22 protein-coding genes are annotated in these 22338 nt (G+C 49.0%); 16 read left to right on the top strand and 6 right to left on the bottom strand.

Annotation, left to right across the window (positions count from 1 at the left end; translation table 11 throughout):
* Window positions 1–186 precede the first annotated feature (186 nt).
* Genes AC51G0_RS19610 through AC51G0_RS19585 form a run of 6 tightly spaced genes read right to left on the bottom strand, consistent with a single transcriptional unit; the run spans window position 187 to window position 7150 of the window.
* A complete protein-coding gene (locus AC51G0_RS19610; protein WP_496303329.1) occupies window positions 187–1899 on the bottom strand; it encodes a BatD family protein in 1713 nt (570 codons plus the stop codon).
* Window positions 1893–3785, bottom strand: coding sequence for a vWA domain-containing protein (locus AC51G0_RS19605; RefSeq protein WP_496303328.1), 1893 nt, complete (start codon window positions 3783–3785; stop codon window positions 1893–1895). The genes AC51G0_RS19610 and AC51G0_RS19605 overlap by 7 nt, the downstream gene beginning before the upstream one ends.
* A complete protein-coding gene (locus AC51G0_RS19600) occupies window positions 3778–4743 on the bottom strand; it encodes a vWA domain-containing protein (protein WP_496303327.1) in 966 nt (321 codons plus the stop codon). The genes AC51G0_RS19605 and AC51G0_RS19600 overlap by 8 nt, the downstream gene beginning before the upstream one ends.
* Window positions 4736–5263: a DUF4381 domain-containing protein gene (locus AC51G0_RS19595; RefSeq protein WP_496303326.1), complete on the bottom strand. Its 528-nt coding sequence runs from the start codon at window positions 5261–5263 to the stop codon at window positions 4736–4738. Before AC51G0_RS19595 ends, AC51G0_RS19600 begins: the two co-directional genes overlap by 8 nt.
* Window positions 5256–6197 (bottom strand): DUF58 domain-containing protein, encoded by a 942-nt coding sequence (locus tag AC51G0_RS19590; protein WP_496303325.1) that lies wholly within the window; start codon window positions 6195–6197, stop codon window positions 5256–5258. The genes AC51G0_RS19595 and AC51G0_RS19590 overlap by 8 nt, the downstream gene beginning before the upstream one ends.
* Window positions 6194–7150, bottom strand: coding sequence for an AAA family ATPase (locus AC51G0_RS19585; protein WP_496303324.1), 957 nt, complete (start codon window positions 7148–7150; stop codon window positions 6194–6196). The genes AC51G0_RS19590 and AC51G0_RS19585 overlap by 4 nt, the downstream gene beginning before the upstream one ends.
* Window positions 7151–7585: 435 nt before the next feature.
* Between AC51G0_RS19585 and urtA the strand changes: the two genes are divergently transcribed.
* The 16 genes from urtA to AC51G0_RS19505 all read left to right on the top strand — a co-directional run bounded on the left by urtA (window position 7586) and on the right by AC51G0_RS19505 (window position 22326).
* The gene (gene urtA, locus AC51G0_RS19580) at window positions 7586–8872 is read left to right on the top strand and encodes an urea ABC transporter substrate-binding protein (RefSeq protein ID WP_496303323.1); all 1287 of its coding nucleotides are present in this window, start codon (window positions 7586–7588) and stop codon (window positions 8870–8872) included.
* A gap of 99 nt (window positions 8873–8971) precedes the next feature.
* On the top strand, window positions 8972–10666 hold the full coding sequence (gene urtB, locus AC51G0_RS19575; protein ID WP_496303322.1) for an urea ABC transporter permease subunit UrtB: 1695 nt from the start codon (window positions 8972–8974) through the stop codon (window positions 10664–10666).
* 3 nt (window positions 10667–10669) lie between these two features.
* On the top strand, window positions 10670–11779 hold the full coding sequence (gene urtC / locus AC51G0_RS19570) for an urea ABC transporter permease subunit UrtC (RefSeq protein WP_496303321.1): 1110 nt from the start codon (window positions 10670–10672) through the stop codon (window positions 11777–11779).
* Window positions 11776–12678 (top strand): urea ABC transporter ATP-binding protein UrtD, encoded by a 903-nt coding sequence (gene urtD, locus AC51G0_RS19565; protein WP_496303320.1) that lies wholly within the window; start codon window positions 11776–11778, stop codon window positions 12676–12678. Before urtC ends, urtD begins: the two co-directional genes overlap by 4 nt.
* Window positions 12678–13373, top strand: coding sequence for an urea ABC transporter ATP-binding subunit UrtE (gene urtE / locus AC51G0_RS19560; protein WP_496304154.1), 696 nt, complete (start codon window positions 12678–12680; stop codon window positions 13371–13373). The genes urtD and urtE overlap by 1 nt, the downstream gene beginning before the upstream one ends.
* Window positions 13370–14323 (top strand): urease accessory protein UreD, encoded by a 954-nt coding sequence (locus AC51G0_RS19555; RefSeq protein WP_496303319.1) that lies wholly within the window; start codon window positions 13370–13372, stop codon window positions 14321–14323. The genes urtE and AC51G0_RS19555 overlap by 4 nt, the downstream gene beginning before the upstream one ends.
* Before the next feature lie 32 nt (window positions 14324–14355).
* Window positions 14356–14658: an urease subunit gamma gene (gene ureA, locus AC51G0_RS19550; RefSeq protein WP_496303318.1), complete on the top strand. Its 303-nt coding sequence runs from the start codon at window positions 14356–14358 to the stop codon at window positions 14656–14658.
* Window positions 14659–14666: 8 nt separating this feature from the next.
* Window positions 14667–15053, top strand: coding sequence for an urease subunit beta (locus AC51G0_RS19545; protein WP_496303317.1), 387 nt, complete (start codon window positions 14667–14669; stop codon window positions 15051–15053).
* Window positions 15054–16757, top strand: a complete 1704-nt coding sequence (gene ureC, locus AC51G0_RS19540; protein ID WP_496303316.1) for an urease subunit alpha — start codon at window positions 15054–15056, stop codon at window positions 16755–16757.
* Between the two features lie 9 nt (window positions 16758–16766).
* Complete coding sequence (gene ureE, locus AC51G0_RS19535; RefSeq protein ID WP_496303315.1) at window positions 16767–17273, top strand: urease accessory protein UreE; 507 nt, start codon at window positions 16767–16769, stop codon at window positions 17271–17273.
* A 68-nt stretch (window positions 17274–17341) separates the two neighbouring features.
* Window positions 17342–17962 (top strand): HupE/UreJ family protein, encoded by a 621-nt coding sequence (locus tag AC51G0_RS19530; protein WP_496303314.1) that lies wholly within the window; start codon window positions 17342–17344, stop codon window positions 17960–17962.
* Between the two features lie 18 nt (window positions 17963–17980).
* A complete protein-coding gene (locus tag AC51G0_RS19525) occupies window positions 17981–18664 on the top strand; it encodes an urease accessory protein UreF (protein WP_496303313.1) in 684 nt (227 codons plus the stop codon).
* Window positions 18665–18674: 10 nt separating this feature from the next.
* Window positions 18675–19292 (top strand): urease accessory protein UreG, encoded by a 618-nt coding sequence (gene ureG, locus AC51G0_RS19520; RefSeq protein ID WP_496303312.1) that lies wholly within the window; start codon window positions 18675–18677, stop codon window positions 19290–19292.
* 614 nt (window positions 19293–19906) lie between these two features.
* Window positions 19907–20647 (top strand): SDR family oxidoreductase, encoded by a 741-nt coding sequence (locus AC51G0_RS19515; RefSeq protein WP_496303311.1) that lies wholly within the window; start codon window positions 19907–19909, stop codon window positions 20645–20647.
* Between the two features lie 36 nt (window positions 20648–20683).
* A complete protein-coding gene (locus AC51G0_RS19510) occupies window positions 20684–21892 on the top strand; it encodes an acetyl-CoA C-acetyltransferase (RefSeq protein WP_496303310.1) in 1209 nt (402 codons plus the stop codon).
* Window positions 21893–21975: 83 nt separating this feature from the next.
* Entirely contained in the window at window positions 21976–22326 is a 351-nt protein-coding gene (locus AC51G0_RS19505; RefSeq protein ID WP_496303309.1) for a phasin family protein, read from the top strand.
* The last annotated feature ends 12 nt before the right edge of the window (window positions 22327–22338 follow it).

Here is a 22338-nt window from a genome sequence, read left to right as displayed (position 1 = left end):
AACTTTCGGTTAACGCACTATTAACATTTTTTTTGCCTAGTGCTATATATCACTTTCAATACAGGATTTGAGTGAAAAAATACGTTAACAAATGGTTTTGACAACGATGGGAAATGTTAAAAAAGGAAGCTCGCATTAGCTGCGACCTTCCTTCATTGATGTATTGGTTATGTAAATAGGTCTAGGTCATTTTTCAGGAACCAGGGGGGCCAGAGCCGATAATTTAGCACCTCTTTTTCCCGTATGCTTTCCAGCTTGGCTAATAGACTGAAGCAGTTGTAGTAGGTCGGTGTTATCCCACTTTTCAGGTTGCTTACCAAAATGCGCAGCCATCATCGCGTTAACTGCCTGGTACAGTTGCTCTTGCTGGGGATGGTCAGGGTTACTCTGTGACCACCGCTGATAATAAGCCTGTACCTGGATCGGTTGTTTGTTTTTGACTGCCTGTTTCATCCCCATCAAAGGTGTCACTTTGGTTTTTTGCAACTCGCTATTGCTTGCTAGCTGTTGAGGCGCACGGGCTTTTAGCCATAACACTGTCGTGAGTATCCACAATCCAGCAAATAGAGCCGTTAGCCACGGCCACCACCCTGAATCAGTTACGACTTGTATGTTGGCGGCCCCAGAGCTCTCTGTCTTGTCTGGGGCTGATGTTGGCTCAGAGAGCAACGGCAGGTTAATACTGTTATTGATGTTATCGCCAGGCAGTACAGTTACCTCTAGTCCATCGATATGACTGGTCTCCTGTTGACTGGTATCGGTGTTCCACCAGTTGATTGATAGCGCAGGCAAGTTAAGGTCGCCTTTTTCCCGCGGTAGGAGCACTTGCTTGAATGTCATGACGGTGTAGCCATTGACAGTGCTGTACACCGGCTTTTCATTATAGACTTTCACCTTGTCAGGGTACTGCAATTCCAGGTTAGGCATACTGCTTTGCTCTGCATTCTTAATGCGCAGAGTGATAGTGCGGGTTAGTGGATCTCCTACTCGGATCTCTTGGCTATCCGGTTGCCACTGCTGTTCCAGCTGTAAGTCTTGGGTGGGAATCCAAAGGCCTTTGTAGCTGGAAGGTTTATCTTTGATATCCAGGTTAAGGCTTTCAGTTTGTTTTGCTACCGGGATCCGCAGGGTGGAGCCAAATCCACGGCCACTTTTGACTACATTGCCCCTGAACTCGGCACCACGCAGTAGAATTGTACCTGCTTTGCTGGCCGTAATTTGGTAGTCACGGGTAATAACCAGGTAACGGCGGCCATTTAATACCGGCTCTGCCTGGCGATCATCCCCGATTTGTTTTACTTCCAGGCCATCACCCGATGGAGCCACTAAGGTTGCCTGACTCATCTGCTCACCAATACGGATCCGTACCGTATAGCGGATGCTCTCACCCACATACAGTTGGTCTTTATCGATATCGTAATCGACTTTGATATCGGGTTGGTTCGAGTTCTGGTTGTTGGCATTGCTGCTTTTCAGTGAGGTGATCTTGATAGGATCGGATGTCGTGGCACCGATGCGAAAGCTCGGGATGGTAAATTCACCGACTTCTTTTGCGGCTAGGGCGATTTTCCATTCGGTACTGCGGGTGACCACACCATTGATCATCGTTGTGCCACTGCTAACGCTTGGCCGACCATAACTAAAATGGTCTTCAAGCGGGGATAAGTCCAACGCACTGGTATTTACGTTGTCATCAATAGCAATCGTTAGCTGGAAAACTTCATTCACGGCGACAATGTTTTTAGAGACTGTGGCGACGGCCTGTGCCGCACTGGCAAATGAAGGCTGCATGAGCGCCAACATGGCCAATAGGCTCCAGATAAGCCGTGTCATACGGCTATTCGAGCCGGAACGGGGAGTGGGAGTGTTCTTCATCATATCCATTTTAAGTATTACCATGAATTTTCAGTCGCTTGGGGAGCTTGTTTCTGACGAGCCTGAAGCATCAGTTGGGCACGGATCAATGCACTGGTATCATCAGGTACTTGCTCCAGTTTTTTTAGTACCGGGTCGCTGGCCGACAGTGAGCTTTGCGGCTCTTGGGCACTATGCGACTGTGCACTTTGCTGGGGCTCCTCGTTATCTTGTGTTTCTTGCTGTTGCTGACCTGCTTTCGTTTGTTGAGTTTCATCTGGTTGTTTTTCAGGCTCCAAGCTCTGATCTTGTTGCTCCGGTGAGGCGGGCTGCTGGTCTGGCTGGTTCTGGTCATTTTGAGCATTTTGCGATTGTTGCTTATTAGCTTGCTCACTTTTGCTTGGCTGTTGTGAGTCCTTGCTCTCGCTGTCATCATTCTGCTGATTCTGCTGATTCTGCTGATTCTGCTGATTCTGCTGATTCTGCTGATTCTGCTGATTCTGCTGATTCTGCTGATTATCTGACTGTTGACTATTTTGCTGCTCGTCTGAAGATTGCTCTTGGCTGGAGTCTTTGTTGTCATCAGGTTGCTGTTGCTGTTGCTGCTGTTCAAGAGCCTGTTTCACTAACTCTAGGTTCTTTTTGGCATCCGTATGATGGGTATCTTCATCGAGTACGGATTGATAGCTATCGATCGCTTTTTCAAACTCACCCGCTCGGGCGTAGGCATTACCAAGGTTATAGCGGGAGGTTAGATCGTCAAGGGACTGCAGTGTTTTAATAGCCTGCTGGTAATTGCCCGCTTTATACTGGGCAACCCCTTTCCAGTTAGGCGTGGAAAACTGCTCGGCGGCTGACTCATAGTTCTCTTGCTGAAAGGCCTCATATGCCAGCTGTTCCTGGTTCTTCCAAGGTGAGGCGAAGGCAGGATCGACGGGCATCAACACCAGCATAGCCGTGATAACAACGCCACGGCGAAAGCCAAACATCGACAATATCACCAGCGGAATAAGCAGCCAGAAACCATTGTTAACTCGCTCTTCCAGCTCTTTTTCCTTATCTTTACTGGCATCCTCCAAGGGTTTTGCCGTTGCAGCCACTAGGCTATCAACATCACGGTTAGTGGCTTGAGATAGCTGTAGTTGCCCACCAGTTTGCTTAACCAGAGGCAACAGAGCGTCGAGATCAACTTTGGCGACGACGGTTTTTCCCTTGCTGTTGGTCAGCAGCCTGCCATCGGGCATTCTCACCGGGGCTCCTTGCCGGGTACCGACTGCAAGAATTGAGAGTCGGTATTTGGTGTCACTTAATAATGCACTGGTGTTTGATGACTCTTTGTCAGTCAAACCGTCGGTGATCAGAATGATGTCTCCCTGCTGGTGGCCGGCCTGCTTGAGTAAGTTGATGGCTTCCTGAACCCCCGCAGTTGCGTTGCTGCCCTGGAGAGGCATAATTTCCGGAGAAAGGTGGGGGATCAGGCTCGATAACGTACTGCTATCTTGAGTGAGCGGGCTGACAACATACCCATCAGCAGCGTAGGTGACCAGCCCGGTACTGCCTTCTTTCCAGCCAGGTAACATATCCAGCGCTTTGTAGCGAGCCTGGGTTAGGCGGTTTGGGGTAATATCTGTCGCATACATCGAGCGAGACATGTCCATAACCAGAACACGGGCCCCCGAGATACTGTAGGCCGGTAAGCTGGTTTTTTCCCAGCTGGGACCAGCCAGGGCAATAACGGCTAACAGCCAGCTGAACCCCAACACAGGGATAAAACCCGTAGAGGTCTGTTGTTGGCCTAACCCCAGTTTCTCGGCGAGGTGGGGGGCAATTAGACCACTGGTATTTTGTTTTCCCTTTAACCAAGGCAGCAATAGGCCTAGCGGAAGCAGGGCAAGAAACCATGCAGGGTGAAGAAAGGTAAAATCAGCCATGACGCCTCCTCAGTATTGCAATGATCAGAGAAAGACACAGGGCGATTGCCAGTGGGTAACGAAATAGCTCCTGTCGGGGACGCCAGGTCTGCTGAGCCGTATTAATAGGTTCCATTTGATCGATTAACTGGTAAATAGTTTCAAGCTCTTGCGGATTTCGGGCCCGGAAGTACTGACCGCCAGTCATGTTGGCAATATCAGTCAGCATTTTCTCGTCCAAATCCTGAGAGGGGTTAACGGTACGGGTCGAGAAGAAAGTGCGTTGGAGCATCTCTTCGGCACCGACACCGACGGTATAGATGGTGACGTTACTTCTCGCTGCCAGCTCTGCGGCTTCTTTCGGATCAATCACACCGGCAGTGTTGGCCCCGTCACTGAGCAAAATGATCACCCGTTGCGGCGCTTCACTGTCAATAAAGGTTTTGGTGGCAATACCGAGCCCTTCACCAATCGCCGTACTTTGGCCGATCAGGCCGAGCACGGTGCGACCGAGCTGCTCCTGAACGGTGTTCCGGTCGAACGTTAGCGGGGTTTGCAAGTAGGCGTGATTGGCAAATAACACCAGGCCGAGGCGGTCACCTTTCCGCTTGCCGATGAAGTCATTGAGTACCCCTTTAACCGCGGTAAGACGATCAATATTATCACCACTGGATGTCACCATGTCCTCGATCGACATGGATCCTGATAGATCGACAGCCAGCAACATGTCCCGGTGTTCTGGGTTGATCTCGATAGGATCGCCATACCAAATAGGCCGTGCCAGGGCACCTAACAGGCAACACCATGCGAGGGCCATAATAACCTTGCGCCACCGGGTGTCTGGTTGCTGCTGTCCAATACCCTCGGGAAGCTTAGGCAAACGAATCGCCACAGGTTGTACGGCGGGTTTGGAAAATCGATAGATGAACAATGGCAGAGGTAATAGTACCCATGCCCAAAGCCACGAGAACTCAAACATCAGAGGCCTCCGCAGCGGATGGTTGGTGCTGACCATAGGCTGGCAGCTGAGCTTTTTTCAACCACAATGTTGCCTGCTGGTAGCATTCGTTAAATGCAAATTGATCTAATCCCCTAGCAGAAAACAGCCCTTGCTGCCAGTCATCTGAGAGGGCAACAAAACCACGGTGTTTCTCTGCAAGTTGGTTATCAAGAAATGAGAGCCACTGCTTGCCAGTCAGGCTCGCAACCTGCTGACGGGAATAATAAGTCATGGCCGTTTGGCGCAGCAGGAGGTTGATCTCGCTTAGCCGTACTGGGTTATTAAGGCTTTTTAGCTGTTGCAGGGCTTCCTTACGCGCTTTCTGTTGTTTTAGGTGCTGCCTGAGCTTGAACACCAAAAAAAACAAGCCAACGACGGTGGCTATAATACATAGCCACCACCCCCAGGATAGTGGCCAGAAGCCAGGAACGGGCGGCAGGTGGACATCAGCAAGCGGCAGTGATGCTGCAATATCACTAGGCGTTATTTGATCAGCCATGACGTTTCTCCTGTCTACCTAGCTGCTGCATCAGTGGCAGCGCTGCAGATACCTGATGAAGCGGGATCGCTAAACTCAATGCCATATCGCGGATGAACTGCTGATGGCCGAGGTACTGCTCGCTCAACTTTTCTCGGGTTTTCTTGGCTGAGAAATCCAGCCAAACTGATTGCTTGCTATCAGCGACATGCTCCGTGCCTTTGAAGGTGGTGTGTCCCTGCTCAAGCGGATCGTGGACTTGGACAAACTGGATACGGTTATGCTGGCGAAGTTGGCTTAAACGGCGTTTGTCACTCTCTTTGAGCTGATAGAAGTCACTGAGAATGGCAATCTCGCTACCTTTGGGGCACAAGTGGTGTAGGTGTTTCAAGGCCGCAGAAAAAGACAACGGTTGTTGCTCTATATCGTTATTTTGGTGGGCATCAATCAGCGCATTGATAACCCGAAGCGGACCTTGCTGGCGGGCTGTTGGTTTGCATTCAACCAGTTTGGTTCCGGTATAGATGATTGCTCCGATCCGGTCTTGCTCGCTGACAGCCAGCCAGCTGAGCAGGCTGGCAAAATGGGCAGCTTGAACCGACTTTAGTAACAATTGAGAACCAAACTTCATGCTCGCGCTGAGATCAACCAATAGCATCACGGGTTGTTCGCGTTCTTCGGTAAATAGCTTAGTGTGGGTTTTTCCTGTTCTTGCTGTCACCCGCCAGTCGATGGCACGAATGTCATCGCCTGCTTGGTAGGGGCGAACTTCCGAAAAATTCATCCCCCGGCCTTTCTTCCGGCTCATATGCTGCCCATTCAGTTGTGACCACACACTTTGTGCAGGAGGCAGCCAACGAACAGACTGGTTTTTGTATTGCAGCAATTCAGCCAGACACAGGTTAACCCCATCACTGTGTGAAGGTAGGGATGGTGTCATGGATGTCTCGGTCATGCGCAGGCTACCTGTGCGATAAGCTGGCTGACAATGGTATCGGCAGCAATGCCTTCAGCCTGCGCTTCATAGCTGAGCAGCAGGCGGTGGCGCAATACCGGGTAGGCCATTTGCTGGACATCTTCGGGGGTGACGAAATCGCGGCCACTGAGCCAGGCATGGGCGCGGGCACAGCGATCCAGGGCCAATGTTGCACGTGGACTTACTCCCAGCTGTAACCAGCTAGCAAGCTCGTCACTGTATCGCTCAGGCTGACGGGTGGCCATGGTTAGGCGAATGATATAGTGCTCGACTTCCTCGGCCATATGGATGTTCAACACTTCTTGGCGAGCCGAGAAAATTTCACGCTGGCTGATTTGCACAGGCTCCGCTTTGTCGATGCCCATTGCTTCTCCGCGGTTAAGACGCAAAATTTCCAGCTCACTGGCTGCATCGGGATAATCGACGTTAAGCTGCAGCAGGAAACGGTCCAGCTGGGCTTCAGGTAGCGGGTAGGTCCCTTCCTGCTCGATAGGGTTCTGCGTTGCCATCACTAAAAACAGCTCTGGCAGAGAGTAAGTTTCCCGACCTGCTGTGATTTGTTTTTCTGCCATTGCTTCAAGCATCGCTGCCTGAACTTTGGCCGGAGCCCGGTTGATCTCATCGGCAAGCACCAAGGCGTTGAATATCGGGCCAGGTTGGAAGGTAAATTCGCCCGTTTCGGGGCGGAAGATATCAGTACCGGTAAGATCGGCCGGAAGCAGATCGGGAGTGAACTGAATTCTGTGGAAACTGCCTTCAATACAGTCAGACAATACTTTTACTGCGCGGGTTTTGGCTAGTCCCGGTGGTCCTTCAACCAATATATGGCCATCGGCAAGCAGGGCGATTAGTAACTGTTTAACAAGATCAGGCTGACCAATAACCTGGCTGTCCAGGTAAGTCTTAAGGCGTTGGAAAGTCGACGTTAACATAGATTGGTTATGTCCTTTAAAAAAACAAACAGTCAAATAATAAATAATGCATTGTCTGACTAAATAAAAGTGGTTTAGTTCAGATTGCGCAATTGTTTGATTATTCATTGTACAGCCAATTAGAGCTGGGAACCGTCTTGGCATACTGATGTGAATTATAGTGTATTCATAGAGTTACAATTTAATACCTTCAACAATGAAAGGCGCTGCACAGTATTGAGTTGGAGTGGTATAGACGTCCCAACATGGTGCATCAGATTATTAACGCTGCACCATATTGACTTGTTATCACTGCACCAAAATGCATCCAACGAAAATGATAATGGTTATAAGTTGTTGTTTTTAAGTGTTTTTTGTGGTTGGTTAAAAACTGTTCCCATTCTGGCCTGATGCTTGCTCCTAGTTGAATGATTATTCACCAAGGAGCTATTCAATATGTCAACCAAGATGTTTAAGAGTACATTTGCTGGAATTGCTGTATCACTAGCCTTGTCATTTAATGCGGTGGCGGCACAAGACACTATTAAGGTTGGGGTGCTGCATTCCCTTTCCGGCACCATGGCTATCAGTGAAACCACATTGAAAGATACCATTTTGATGCTGGTTGAAGAGCAGAACCAAAAAGGCGGTGTACTGGGTAAAAAGCTGGAAGCCGTTGTCGTCGATCCTGCATCAAATTGGCCGCTGTTTGCTGAGAAAGCCCGTGAACTGATCGAAAAAGAAAAAGTGGATGTGGTTTTTGGTGGCTGGACATCGGTTTCGCGCAAGTCGATGCTACCGGTATTCGAAGAGCTTAATAGCCTGCTGTTCTATCCGGTGCAATATGAAGGTGAAGAGTCTTCAAAGAATGTCTTCTATACCGGTGCTGCGCCAAATCAGCAGGCGATCCCTGCTGTTGATTATTTGATGAATGAGTTGGAGGTCGAGCGCTGGGTACTGGCAGGAACTGACTATGTCTATCCTCGAACCACCAATAAAATCCTTGAAGCCTACCTGGTATCGAAAGGTATCGCCAAGCGAGACATCATGATTAACTACACCCCTTTTGGCCACTCTGACTGGCAATCCATTGTTTCTGATATCAAAAAATTCGGTGCTCAAGGCAAGAAAACAGCCGTGGTTTCAACTATTAACGGTGATGCCAATGTCCCATTTTATAAAGAGCTAGGAGCCCAGGGGGTGTCTGCTGAAGACATTCCAGTGGTTGCTTTCTCTGTGGGTGAAGAAGAGCTCTCTGGAATGGATACCTCTCCCTTGGTTGGCCACCTGGCGGCATGGAACTATTTCATGAGTGTCGATACCGATGAAAATGCTGAATTTGTCGAGAAGTGGCAGAAGTTCATTAAAGACGATGGACGGGTATCGAACGATCCGATGGAGGCCAGCTACATTGGCTTCAATATGTGGGTAGAAGCTGCTGAGAAGGCTGGTACGACTGAATCTGAGGCCATTCAGCAAGCCATTATTGGTATTACTGTTCCGAATCTGTCTGGTGGCTATGCGACTATGATGCCAAATCACCATATTACCAAACCTGTGCTGCTGGGCGAGATCCAGGATGACGGCCAGTTTGAAGTGGTATGGGAAACTACGGGTGTTGTCGCAGGTGATGCCTGGTCAAATTTCCTTCCTGGCTCAAAAGATCTCTATGCGAGCTGGCTCAAACCGCTTGAGTGCGGAAGCTTCAATGTCGTGACTGGCAAGTGTGCTGGCTCGAAATAGTAAACCGGTTTGAAACAGTAGAACTGTAAAAGCTCTGCACTTGTGCTCAGGCAAGTGCAGAGACGTGTTTAACCGGTTTCCTGGATGAGTACCACTATTATGACTATAAACAGATGGCGTTTACCGGATAGGGTGACGCATTTATACAAACTAATTTCTGCCATTGTGCTGGGGCTAGTTTTATTCTTTTTTACCTCCGTTTCCATAGCAGCATCAGGCAGTAATGGTGTTTCATCCTATTCTGATGTCGAGACACAGTTGTCACAACGTAACTTTAAGAAAAAACAACAAGCCGTTGAATGGCTGGTTGAATCCAATCATCCCGCGGTTAAGTTAATTTTGACGGGGTTGCTTGATGGTCAAATTTACTTCCAACGCAAGAGTAAGCAGCTGTTTTTGATCCCTGAACTGGCTAAGAATATGCCAGCGCGATCGATTGTTGGTGGTTTGGCTCTGGATCAAGCAGATGAACTGCTGATCAGCAATAAGCGCGACTTCAAGAAAGTGACGTTGAACAATCGGCTGCGTACGTCAATTCGCCTTGGCATTGCCCAGTTAGATTTGAATGCTGACAGCGAGGCTTTAAGGCTACAGGCCGCCAAGAGTCTGTTGGGCAATACGACAGACAGTGTCCAGTCTCTTGTTTTGAATGCCTATAAGAATGAGCCCTCAAAAGCGGTAAAAGAGGTGTTGGGGCTGGTGTTGGCCACCGCTAATATCACGTCGGAAACTGTTGAGGTTCGTGAGGCTGCGCTATCACTTCTGAGCCATTCTTTAGAGCCGGTTGCTTTTCGTGCCATGAATCAAGCGCTTGATCTGGAAATGGCCAAAGACAATGGCGATACCGAGTTTATCGCTGGGATTGAACGAGCTATTGATTCGTATCAGCAAAGTCAGCGCGTGTATGGCACGGTAGAGACCCTATATTTTGGCTTAAGTCTGGGCTCTGTACTGGTGCTGGCCGGGATTGGCTTGGCGATCACCTTTGGTGTGATGGGGGTGATCAACATGGCTCACGGCGAGTTGATCATGCTGGGTGCCTATACGACTTACGTGATGCAGCAGCTGATGCCGGACAATATCGGCTTATCACTGATCCTCTCGATCCCTGCAGCATTCATTGTGGCAGGCTTGGTCGGTGTCGTGATTGAACGTGGTGTGATCCGCTTTTTGTACGGCAGGCCGCTGGAAACCCTGCTGGCAACATTTGGTATTAGCCTGATTCTGCAACAGGCGGTGCGTAGTATCTTCTCTCCGTTAAACCGTTCCGTGTCCACGCCTGACTGGATGAGCGGCATGCTGGAGATCAATCCAATGCTCTCTCTCACCTATAACCGCCTCTATATCATCTTTTTCTGTTTGCTGGTGTTTGTTGCTTTGGTTTTCGTGCTCAAGAAAACGCCTCTTGGACTTCAGGTCCGCGCTGTCTCGCAAAACCGTGCAATGGCACGGGCTATGGGGGTCCGTTCAGAATGGGTCGATGCAATGACGTTTGGTTTGGGCTCAGGGGTTGCCGGGGTGGCTGGTGTTGCACTTTCTCAATTGACCAATGTCGGGCCCAACATGGGGCAGAGCTACATCATTGACTCGTTCATGGTGGTGGTATTCGGTGGCGTCGGCAATTTATGGGGCACCTTGGTTGCAGGCTTGAGCCTAGGTATTTTCAGTAAGGTACTGGAGCCTTGGGCTGGCGCGGTACTCGCTAAAATACTGGTGCTGGTCTTCATCATTTTGTTCATTCAGAAGCGACCTCGGGGCTTGTTCCCTCAGCGTGGCCGAGCGGTGGAGGGATAATACATGCTAAAAACAATTTTAAAGGACGACCGTGGCGGCCAGCTATTACTGAGCTTGTTGCTGGTTGTGGGGTTTGCCATCCCGGCTCTCAATATTATGGTGCCGCAAGGACACTTCCTTCATATCGAGACTTATACCATTACCTTGCTGGGCAAATACCTGACTTATGCCTTGCTGGCACTGGCCGTCGATCTGGTCTGGGGGTACCTCGGAATTTTGAGTCTTGGTCACGGTGCCTTTTTTGCACTGGGTGGCTATGCCATGGGCATGTATTTAATGCGCCAGATTGGCGATCGTGGTGTATATGGTGATCCGGTTCTGCCAGATTTCATGGTGTTCCTTAACTGGAAAGAGTTGCCATGGTTCTGGCATGGCTTTGATATGTTCTGGTTTGCCTGCCTGATGGTGGTATTGGTACCGGGTGTGCTGGCATGGATATTTGGATACCTGGCTTTTCGCTCCCGGGTATCAGGCGTGTATTTGTCGATCATGACTCAAGCGCTGACATTTGCCCTGATGCTGGCCTTCTTTCGCAATGAAATGGGATTTGGTGGCAACAACGGTCTGACTGACTTTAAAGATATCCTTGGCTTTAGCCTGCAATCGGGCAGTACGCGGATTGCCTTGTTTGTTGCATCAGTCGTTGCACTTATTGCAGGGTACTTGATTTGCCGAGCGGTTATTTCCAGCCGTTTGGGCAAGATAGCGGTCGCGACACGGGATGCCGAGTCACGGGTGCGTTTTATTGGCTATAACGTTGATCAGTTCAAACTGTGGATTTTTATTCTATCTGCCGTGCTAGCGGGTATTGCCGGAGCGTTATATGTCCCTCAGGTCGGTATTATTAATCCGGGCGAATTTGCGCCGCTGAACTCTATTGAAATAGTTGTCTGGGTAGCACTCGGCGGCCGGGCAACCTTGTTTGGAGCCATTGTCGGTGCGCTGCTCATTAACTACGCCAAGAGCTGGTTCACCATCGAATTTCCGGAAGTCTGGTTATTCGCGCTGGGTAGCCTGTTCGTGCTGGCGACGCTTTTTCTTCCTAAAGGGATCACCGGTTTCTTCTCTGATCATTTATTTCGTAAGGCTTCCCGGAAGGAGGCTGCATTATGACGACTATTCCTCAACAGTTATCACCGGAGAAACTGTCTCAAACTGAGCAAAATAAATTGTTGCCGGCGCAGTTTCGTAAATCGGTTGAAAATTTTGTTCGCCGGGATCAGGTCTTTGATTTCCTTAAACCACAACACCACCCTTTGCTTGATACTCGCCACAACATCTTGCTGTATCTCGAAGGGGTAACCAAGTCATTTGACGGCTTTAAGGCGATCAATGATTTGAACTTGTATATCAAAGAAGGTGAATTGCGTTGCATCATCGGCCCGAATGGCGCCGGTAAAACCACCATGATGGACATCATTACCGGCAAGACCCAGCCTGACGAAGGCCAGATATGGCTCGGCTCAAATATCAATCTGCTAAAGATGGATGAAGCCGAAATTGCCAATGCAGGTATCGGCCGGAAGTTTCAAAAGCCAACAGTATTTGAATGCTTGTCAGTGTGGCACAACCTGGAGCTTGCAATGGCTGGTGAGCGCAGTGTTTGGGGCGTGTTTCGTGCTCGACTAAATGGAGAACAGCGGGATGAGCTCAATAGGGTATTAACCCTGATTGGCCTCCAGCATCATGTGGATTTATCGGCAGGCAACTTGTCACATGGCCAGAAGCAATGGTTGGAAATTGGCATGCTGCTGATGCAAAAACCAAAGTTGCTGCTGGTGGATGAACCGGTGGCGGGTATGACCCATCAGGAAATGGATCGAACAGCCGAGTTGCTTAGGTCACTGGCTGGTGAGCACTCTGTGGTAGTCGTTGAACATGATATGGATTTCGTACGCTCGATTGCCAGCACGGTGACAGTGCTGCACCAGGGACATGTACTGGCTGAAGGATCGATGAGTGACATTCAGTCTGATCCACGGGTCAAAGAAGTCTATCTGGGAGAATCATGATGCTAGAAATCAAACGGCTGAACCAATTCTATGGCGAAAGCCATACCTTATGGGACCTGGATATCAGCATCCCCGAAGGTCAATGTACGGTGTTGATGGGGCGCAACGGGGTAGGAAAAACCACCTTATTGCAGTGTGTGATGGGGCTATTGCCGATTGAAAGTGGCGAGATTGTACTGAAAGGCAAAGACATCAGCGGGCTCTCTGCAGAAAGCCGCCCCCGTCATGGTGTTGGGTATGTGCCGCAGGGACGTCAGATCTTTGCTTTGCTGAGCGTTGAAGAAAATCTTCAGATTGGGTTGCCTATCCGTGCCAAGGGTGATCGTAAGATCCCCGACTTCATTTATGAGCTATTTCCGGTATTAAAAGAGATGCTATATCGACGTGGTGGTGATTTGAGTGGTGGCCAGCAACAGCAGCTGGCTATTGCACGGGCGCTGGTCGTTAATCCCAGCCTGCTGATCCTGGATGAGCCGACAGAGGGGATCCAGCCCAATATTGTGCAGGAAATCGGCGATATTATTCGCAAGCTTAACCGTGAGTTGGGATTAACCGTTTTGTTGGTTGAACAGAAGTTACCTTTTGCCCGCAAAGTGGGTGATAACTTTTGTCTGCTTGATCGGGGGCGAGCGGTCGCAAAAGGTGAAATGAAGCATCTCAATGAACAATTGATCAAGGAGTACCTGACAGTATGACGGCGATCCATGAAAACACTTCATCGAGTGCATACCAGCAAGCTTTAACAGACAAAATTGTGGCGATTACGCCAAAGCCGATGCCGTGTGAGCTGGAATCTCAGCAAGGGTGGCGGGCGAAGCTGGAACTTGGTTTTTCATTCAGTTCTACCAGAACCGTACTAAAGCATCGTAAGCAGTTAGGCCCGCTTGCCGTCCAGCGTCCGCTCTACCCGGAAGGTGACATTTGCCATACCTATCTGCTTCATCCTCCCGGCGGCGTCGTTGGGGGTGACAAGCTCTCGATTTCCGCTTGTTCTGAAAGTCGATCCAAGGCGCTGATAACAACGCCCGGGGCAACTAAGTTTTACCGCTCTGCAGGAAAATACGCCTCCCAGCGACAGCAACTCACGGTCAAGAAGGGCGCGCAGTTGGAGTGGTTGCCGCAGGAAAACATCTATTTTCCAGAAGCCAAAGTCAGGATGGATACCGAGATCGACATTGAACCCGGAGGGCGGTTTATAGGCTGGGAAATGCACTGTTTTGGTCGTCCTGCACTAAAAGAGGGCTTCAGTGGTGGGAGTGTCGTTGGTTGTACCCAGCTTCGGATTGGTAATGAGTTGATTTTAGCCGAGCAATTGAATGTACAAGGGGGCGATCAGCACCAACAAAGTGCAGGCCTGCGGGAGAATTCGATGTTGGGCACCATGATAGTGACCGAGTCTGACGAGTCATTGCTTAACATGGTACAGACCTTGCTAAATGACTATCAGGAATACTTATTAGAAAACAAGGTTGTAGCAGGTGTCACTGAAGTTACGGATATCAGTGAAGATCACCGGGTGATGGTGGTAAGGGCAATGGGCAGCGGTACAGAGCCGATGATGGCACTGTTTACCCAAGTCTGGCTGTCAGTCAGGCAATCCAGGTCAAGTTGTACACCCCGTGCCCCCAGGATTTGGGCGACTTAAGCCCAACCCATAGAAGATTGCTGGAGGAATAGATGGAGTTAACGCCCAGAGAAAAGGACAAGTTGTTAATTTTTACCGCAGCGTTGTTGGCCGAACGACGTCGTGATAAAGGCCTGAAACTGAACTATCCAGAATCGGTGGCATTGATCAGTGCGGCGATCATGGAAGGTGCAAGGGAGGGACGTACGGTCGCCGAGCTGATGGATTTTGGTCGGACTATTTTGTCTGCTGATGAGGTAATGGAAGGCGTACCTGCGATGGTCCATGACGTTCAGGTTGAAGCGACATTCCCCGATGGTACCAAGCTGGTTACCGTCCACGATCCGATTGTATGAGGTGAGTGATGTCAGAAAATCCATTAACAAACTCCGTAGCTTTTGTTCCCGGCGAACTCCAATGTGCCGAGGGTGATATCGAACTCAATGCTGGCAAGCCGGTGTTATCGGTCTCTGTTTCAAATCTGGGGGATCGCCCAATTCAAATTGGCTCCCACTATCATTTCTTTGAAGCCAATGAAGCATTGGAATTTGAGCGGGAGGCAACGCTGGGTTATCGGCTCAATATAGCAGCAGGAACGGCAACCCGGTTTGAACCCGGGCAAGCACGGACGGTGGAATTAGTGAGCTTTGGCGGCACCCAGACTATCTACGGGTTTCAGGGCAAAGTCATGGGATCAGTTGCTCAGGCCGCTCTTTTAATTGGCCCTGACAGCAGGGAGGCGGAGAAATAAATGGCAACGATATCAAGGCAAGCCTATGGTGAAATGTTTGGCCCGACAGTGGGTGATCGGTTGCGATTGGCAGACACAGAGTTATGGCTGGAAGTTGAGAAAGACTATACCCGTTACGGCGATGAAGTGAAGTTTGGTGGCGGTAAGGTGATCCGTGACGGCATGGGGCAAAGCCAGCTGCCATCAGCTTTCACCCCTGATTTGGTGATCACCAATGCCGTGATCCTTGACCATTGGGGTATCGTCAAGGCCGATGTAGCCATCAAAGATGGTCGGATAAGCGCCATTGGCAAGGCGGGCAATCCGGATGTGCAGTCTGGTGTGGATATTGTGATTGGACCGGGCACTGAAATTTTAGCTGGCGAGGGCTCGATTCTGACCGCTGGTGGCATTGATTCCCATATTCACTTTATCTGTCCGCAGCAAATCGAAGAAGCCCTGTGCTCAGGGATCACCACTATGCTCGGCGGTGGTACCGGCCCGGCAACGGGAACGAATGCAACAACCTGTACGCCGGGGCCGTGGAACATCCACCGAATGCTGGAAGCTCTGGATACTTTTCCGATGAACTTTGGCCTTCTTGGCAAAGGAAATGCCAGCCTGCCAGAAGCGCTGCATGAGCAGGTCGAGGCCGGTGCAATCGGCCTTAAACTGCATGAAGACTGGGGAACTACACCCGCATCGATTGATAACTGCATGACGGTTGCTGATGACACCGATGTCCAGGTGGCTATTCATACCGACACGCTTAATGAGTCAGGTTTTGTTGAGTCAACGTTGGCTGCTATCGGTGAGCGGGTGATCCACACCTACCATACCGAAGGGGCAGGGGGGGGCCATGCGCCGGATATTATCCGCGCCTGTGGTGAATCGAATGTACTGCCATCATCTACCAATCCGACACGTCCCTATACGGTCAATACTGTCGATGAGCATTTGGATATGCTGATGGTCTGTCATCACCTTTCTCCTTCCATTGCCGAAGATGTCGCGTTTGCCGAATCTCGGATCCGCCGGGAAACCATTGCTGCCGAAGATATTCTTCATGACTTGGGCGCATTCTCGATGATTGCTTCTGACTCTCAGGCGATGGGGCGGGTTGGGGAAGTGATCACACGCACCTGGCAGACCGCGCACAAGATGAAAGTGCAACGTGGCAGCTTGCCGCAGGACTCGAGTTACAGTGATAACTACCGCCTGAAACGATATGTCGCTAAATACACTATCAATCCGGCGATTACCCATGGGATCAGCCATGAAGTTGGATCGGTTGAAGTCGGTAAGCTGGCGGATCTGGTGCTTTGGAAACCGGCTTTCTTTGGGGTTAAGCCAAGCACGATTATTAAAGGCGGGATGATTGCCGCAGCGCCAATGGGGGATCCAAATGCCTCAATCCCGACGCCGCAGCCTGTTCACTATCGTTCGATGTTCGGCAGTTATGGCAAAGCCAACCAGAATACCTCGATGCTGTTTGTTTCGGGACAGGCTAAATCGGCAGGAATTGGTGAACAGCTTGGTTTGCAAAGCTTGATCGGTGTTGTGAAAGGCTGCCGTAATATTAGCAAGGCCGATATGGTGCTGAATGACTGGCAACCCAATATTGAAGTTGATTCACAGACATATCAAGTACGTGCGGATGGTGAATTGCTGATTTGCGAACCCGCAGACGTGTTGCCGATGGCGCAGCGTTATTTCTTATTTTGAGGATCAGTGATGATTGTATTAACTCAGATTTTGACGGCACTGGAATCAGCATCATTGACGAGTGATGCAACGCTTAGTTTGCCGATTGATTCACGCATAAAGAGCCGATTGAAAGTCACCTTGGATGATGGCAGAGAGGCCGGGTTGTTCTTGCCGCGAGGTAAGATCCTGCGCAACGGTGATATGTTGCGAAGCGAGCAGGATGTACTGGTCAAGATTTTGGCCGCGGATGAGGATGTGTCAACTGTCTACTGTTCGGATCCGCACCTCATGGCGCGGGTTTGTTACCACCTGGGCAACCGTCATGTTCCCCTGCAGATCGAGCCAAACTGGGTGCGCTACCAGCATGACCATGTACTTGATGAAATGGTAGCAGGGCTTGGCGTTGAGGTGACATCGGAAATGGCCCCTTTTGAACCCGAGGCCGGCGCATATGGAGGAACAAGTGGAGGACACTCAGACGGGATTGTCCAAGGGCACAGTCATTCACATGGTCATAGTCACCACAGTCACTGAACAGTCACTAACCATCAAAGATGAAATAGGGCATGAAGCTCAACAACGATAATTCAAGGGAAAATTGTATGGCTAAATCGAATATGAACCGCTCAACATTGGCAACATTCACGGGGCGCGGCATTGCATTGGTGGCAGTGTTAGCTTCCAGCTCGGCGATGGCACACAGTGGCCATAGTTATGTTGATAGCGGGCTGCTCTCTTCCTTCTTCTCCGGCATTACCCATCCGCTTACCGGGCTCGACCATCTGGTGATGCTGATTGGCGTAGGATTTATTGCCGCGCAATATAAACAGCGGCACCAGCAATTTCGCATAATGTTAGCCGCTTTGCTCAGTATGTTGCTTGGTCTGGGGTTTGGTTCGCTGTCGGGCTTTGCCACAGGCATTGAGACGATGACTCTGGCTTCAGTGTTTATTGCTGCAGTGGCGGTTTACAGTCGGTACCAAGCTGGTGGAAAAACCTTATCGGTAGTGATGTCAGTATTCGCCGTAATGATGGTGATGTTCCACGGCTGGGCACATGGTTTAGAGGCTCCAGCCGCCAGCTTAATCGCTTTTGCGCCAGGAATGGTCGTTGGGGCTGGTTTGCTTAGCACTGTCGGTTACCAACTGGGGCAATTGGTAAGCCCTAAGTGGCAAAGTGCACTGCTGGCTGTAAGTGGTGTGATGCTTGCTGTTGCTAGTTAACAACCACGGTAGGTGATTATGGCCAATTCCAGAAACGTGTTACCGGATTTTCGCCTTTATCAGCTCATGAGCCCCTCTTTGCCTATTGGTGCATTTACCTATTCACAGGGGCTGGAGTGGGCAATTGAGAAAGGATGGGTAACCAACCAGGAAAGCTTGCAGGGCTGGTTGGCTGATGTGCTTCACCATAGCTTGGTGACGTTAGAGTTACCGATATTGTCTCGTCTGTATCTGGCGTTTGAACGACAGGATATGCCTACTGTGAACCATTGGAATCAGTGGTTGTATGCATGCCGGGAAACCAAAGAATTGCGTTTGGAAGAGCGACAGCGAGGAAAAGCAACAGCGAGGTTGCTCAAGCAGCTGGATGAGCAATTTACGCCCTCATCTATGGCTTACGCTGAAGCTAACCAGCTGGCGGGGTTTTCATTGGCTGCCATTCACTGGGGGATCAACGCTGAAACGCTGAGTGCTGGCTATCTTTGGAGTTGGCTTGAAAACGCGACGATGGCCGGGGTGAAGCTGATCCCGTTGGGGCAGACTGCAGGGCAACAAATATTACTCTCATTGTCGCAGCAGTTACCTGATGCCCTGCTTGCTGCAAGCACAGTTGAAGACCACGAAATAGGTAGCTTTACGCCAGCGCAAGCTATTGCTAGCAGTCGGCATGAGACCCAATACACCAGACTTTACCGATCTTAAGGAAATAACCATGACAGAATACAAATCACCATTACGGATTGGTGTTGGCGGCCCGGTAGGGTCGGGCAAAACAGCGCTATTGGAAGTGCTGTGTAAAACGATTCGAGATCAATACAACATTGCCGTTGTCACCAATGATATCTATACCCAGGAAGATGCCAAGATCCTGACTCGAGCTCAAGCTCTGGAAGCTGACCGAATAATTGGTGTAGAGACAGGAGGGTGCCCGCATACAGCGATACGTGAAGATGCATCGATGAACTTGGCCGCGGTCGAAGAGCTGGCTGCGAGGCATAAAAATCTTGACGTGGTCTTTATCGAAAGTGGTGGTGATAACCTGAGTGCTACCTTCAGCCCGGAGCTGGCTGATTTGACTATTTATGTTATCGATGTTGCTGAAGGGGAAAAGATCCCGAGAAAAGGTGGGCCAGGGATCACTCGGTCGGATTTATTGGTGATAAATAAGATAGATCTTGCCCCTTATGTTGGTGCTTCATTGGAAATAATGGACCAAGACACGAAACGAATGCGTCCTAATAAGCCTTACGTTTTTACTAATTTAAAAGAGGGAAAGGGGTTACCCGACATTATCGACTTCGTGGTGACTCAAGGAATGCTTGATAGTTAATTTTAATAATTAAGAAAAAACAGTAGAAAAGGCTGGGGAATTCTCCCAAGCCTTTTTGTTAATAATAGATTTTAAAAATAAATTACGGGGAAATGATAAGCTTACTTACTAAATTACCAATTAAATTGGTAACAAATATCATTTAATTCCTTCCAATAACTTCCATTCTATTTGGTTCATTGCTGTGTAGTTATGCACTTCTTCAATGCAATAATTCACTATTTACATTGTGCTTGTTACATATTTCCCTTATTGCATCAATACTCCGGGTTATTCCTCTAACTGGCACCAATAATGCATTGGGTATGTAATATAACGATAACATTTGCTACTGAAATGGTTACATCGAACAAGTGTGATTCTATGCAGGAATATTGGTACGACCATTGATGCAGTGTGTTGATATTACTATGTGCGTGTGTTCTTATAATATTTATGAAATGCGAAAGTCATGGAAATGACTTATTTGATCGCTACGATGCAAAAAAGATTAGGAAATAAAACTGAGTGATCAGTTAGGTTGGTTAGTGGCCTTGATAAATAAATGGATAAAGTAAATTCCTTAATTTTCAAGGTGGTAAAGCATCATCAATGATGGAATGGAGTCTTCTGTAATGAGCAAAAAAGCATTAGTAACTGGTGCGAAAGGTGGTATTGGTTCTTCGATTACAAACGCTTTAGTTGAAGCGGGCTATCGTGTTATTGCAACGTACTCTCCGAATGGGGAAGCGAAAGCAAAAGAGTGGTTTAAAGAGAATAATTATTCAGAAGAACAGGTTAGGATTTACCCGTTAGATGTTAAGGATACGGCGTACTGCGAAGAGTCGCTTGCAACATTGTTGAGCGAAGAAGGCAACATTGATGTGCTAGTTAATAATGCAGGGATCACACGTGATACTACATTCAAGCGAATGACTGCAGAACAATGGAACGAAGTGATCACAACAAATTTAAATAGTTTGTATAACGTGACACATCCTTTGTTTGCTTCAATGTGTGAACACGGAAATGCCCGTATTATCAACATCTCTTCAGTTAATGGCCTGAAAGGACAATTTGGTCAGACAAATTATTCTGCAGCTAAGGCTGGCATGATTGGTTTCACCAAGGCGCTAGCGGCTGAAGGTGCGCGTTCAGGTGTTACTGTTAACGCAATCGCCCCTGGATATACAGGGACTCCTATGGTTGAAGCCATTAAGCCTGAAGTACTAGATTCTATTAAAGCTGAAATTCCAATGAGGCGTCTTGCTGCACCTAGCGAAGTGGCTGCAGCGGTAACTTTCCTGGCAAGTGATGCCGCAGCGTATATTACAGGTGAAACATTGTCTGTGAATGGCGGTTTATACATGCACTAATTGCTGGTTTAGATTATTTAGAAAGGATGCTAAAAAATGACTAAAGTATTTATTGTTGCAGCAAAACGTACTCCCCTTGGTAGCTTTAATGGTGCGCTGAAATCTGTTTCTGCCGCTAACTTGGCTGCGGTTGCAATCAAAGCTGCACTCAAAGAAGCCAATGTTGATCCGGCTAACCTTGACGAAGTTATTCTCGGTAATGTCATCGGCGCTGGTCAGGGGATGGGACCTGGACGTCAGGCGGCGCTTTATGCCGATATTCCTCAGGAAGTTCCTGCCTACAGCCTGAACATGGTTTGTGGTAGTGGTATGAAAGCCGTGATGGATGCAGCATCGCACATCAAAGCAGGTGATGCCGATTTGGTTGTCGCTGCTGGTGCTGAAAACATGTCACAAATTCCATTCTGCGTGTCATCGAAAGTGCGTGACGGCCAGAAAATGGGCAACCTTGAAATGGCCGATCTGTTGATTGCAGATGGTTTGACGGATGTCTTTAACAATTACCACATGGGTGTGACGGCTGAAAATGTGGTGGCGAAAGTCGGCCTTAACCGTGAACAGCAAGATAACTTCGCCTTGGCAAGCCAGCAGAAAGCCGTTGCAGCAATTGAGCAGGGCAAATTTGCTGATGAAATTGCGCCGGTAGAAGTGACCGTTCGCCGCAAGACGAATATCGTTGATACGGATGAATACCCTAAAGCCGATGCAAGTATCGAAGGCTTGGCTAAGCTACGCCCAGCTTTCAAGAAAGAAGGCGGTTCGGTAACGGCGGGTAATGCATCGGGCATTAACGATGGTGCAAGTGCCATCATTGTCGCCTCTGAAGCTGCGGTTGAAAAATACGGCCTAACACCACTGGCTGAAATTGAAAGTTATGCTCAGGCAGGTATTGCTCCGGAAATTATGGGCCTTGGTCCAGTACCAGCGGTTGTGAAAGCGTTGGACAAAGCAGAGCTGAAAATCAGCGATGTCGGTTTATTTGAATTCAATGAAGCGTTTGCTGGTCAGGCACTGGGTGTGCTGCACGAACTAGCCGACGAACTGGATACTCAGGTTGAAGATTTAGCTGAGCGTTCAAATGTTAATGGTGGTGCGATTGCGCTGGGCCACCCTCTGGGTGCATCGGGCAACCGTATTATCGTAAGCCTTCTTCATGAAATGCGCCGTCGTGGTACAGAGCATGGCCTTGCTACGCTTTGTGTCGGTGGTGGTATGGGTACGGCAGTCGTACTGAAGAGCGTTTAATTATAAGTGTTTTAGATTGTACCTGGATACATGTCATGGCCCAGGTACTTCACTCATTACTTTTTTAATCGAAGGAAAAAGCTATGTATACGGAAATGTTTAAATCTTTCTCTGAGCAGACTGAAAAATCACTAGCACCATACGTAAAATTCAACAAGCTATTTACTAAGAATGTTGAAGAGCTAACTGAGCTTCAGCTAGCTGCAGTTCGCGCGTACAGCGACCTAGGTCTTTCTCAGCTGAAAGCTGTTAGCGAAGTTAAAGACGTGCAGTCTTTCGCTGCATTCAATAGCCAGCAGCTTGAAACGCTAACTAAGCTTTCTCAGCAGTTAATCGACGATAGCAACAAATTCAATGCTGTTGCTCAGTCATTCAAGACTGAAGTTGAAGAGCTAGTTGCTGAAAATGTAAAGCAAGCTACGCCAGCAGTATAAGCGAAATGACCA

The organism is Photobacterium sp. HL06, from assembly GCF_059552575.1.
This window is presented reverse-complemented; position numbering and strand designations above follow the sequence as displayed.

Coding starts and splice junctions, on each gene's coding strand:
- AC51G0_RS19585 (WP_496303324.1), bottom strand. CDS start 7,150: ATGTTAACGTCGACTTTCCAACGCCTTAAGACTTACCTGGACAGCCAG.
- urtD (WP_496303320.1), top strand. CDS start 11,776: ATGACGACTATTCCTCAACAGTTATCACCGGAGAAACTGTCTCAAACT.
- AC51G0_RS19605 (WP_496303328.1), bottom strand. CDS start 3,785: ATGGCTGATTTTACCTTTCTTCACCCTGCATGGTTTCTTGCCCTGCTT.
- AC51G0_RS19510 (WP_496303310.1), top strand. CDS start 20,684: ATGACTAAAGTATTTATTGTTGCAGCAAAACGTACTCCCCTTGGTAGC.
- urtA (WP_496303323.1), top strand. CDS start 7,586: ATGTCAACCAAGATGTTTAAGAGTACATTTGCTGGAATTGCTGTATCA.
- urtC (WP_496303321.1), top strand. CDS start 10,670: ATGCTAAAAACAATTTTAAAGGACGACCGTGGCGGCCAGCTATTACTG.
- ureA (WP_496303318.1), top strand. CDS start 14,356: ATGGAGTTAACGCCCAGAGAAAAGGACAAGTTGTTAATTTTTACCGCA.
- AC51G0_RS19525 (WP_496303313.1), top strand. CDS start 17,981: ATGGCCAATTCCAGAAACGTGTTACCGGATTTTCGCCTTTATCAGCTC.
- AC51G0_RS19600 (WP_496303327.1), bottom strand. CDS start 4,743: ATGTTTGAGTTCTCGTGGCTTTGGGCATGGGTACTATTACCTCTGCCA.
- AC51G0_RS19505 (WP_496303309.1), top strand. CDS start 21,976: ATGTATACGGAAATGTTTAAATCTTTCTCTGAGCAGACTGAAAAATCA.
- AC51G0_RS19595 (WP_496303326.1), bottom strand. CDS start 5,263: ATGGCTGATCAAATAACGCCTAGTGATATTGCAGCATCACTGCCGCTT.
- AC51G0_RS19555 (WP_496303319.1), top strand. CDS start 13,370: ATGACGGCGATCCATGAAAACACTTCATCGAGTGCATACCAGCAAGCT.
- AC51G0_RS19545 (WP_496303317.1), top strand. CDS start 14,667: ATGTCAGAAAATCCATTAACAAACTCCGTAGCTTTTGTTCCCGGCGAA.
- AC51G0_RS19610 (WP_496303329.1), bottom strand. CDS start 1,899: ATGGTAATACTTAAAATGGATATGATGAAGAACACTCCCACTCCCCGT.
- AC51G0_RS19590 (WP_496303325.1), bottom strand. CDS start 6,197: ATGACCGAGACATCCATGACACCATCCCTACCTTCACACAGTGATGGG.
- ureE (WP_496303315.1), top strand. CDS start 16,767: ATGATTGTATTAACTCAGATTTTGACGGCACTGGAATCAGCATCATTG.
- ureC (WP_496303316.1), top strand. CDS start 15,054: ATGGCAACGATATCAAGGCAAGCCTATGGTGAAATGTTTGGCCCGACA.
- AC51G0_RS19515 (WP_496303311.1), top strand. CDS start 19,907: ATGAGCAAAAAAGCATTAGTAACTGGTGCGAAAGGTGGTATTGGTTCT.
- urtB (WP_496303322.1), top strand. CDS start 8,972: ATGACTATAAACAGATGGCGTTTACCGGATAGGGTGACGCATTTATAC.
- urtE (WP_496304154.1), top strand. CDS start 12,678: ATGCTAGAAATCAAACGGCTGAACCAATTCTATGGCGAAAGCCATACC.
- AC51G0_RS19530 (WP_496303314.1), top strand. CDS start 17,342: ATGGCTAAATCGAATATGAACCGCTCAACATTGGCAACATTCACGGGG.
- ureG (WP_496303312.1), top strand. CDS start 18,675: ATGACAGAATACAAATCACCATTACGGATTGGTGTTGGCGGCCCGGTA.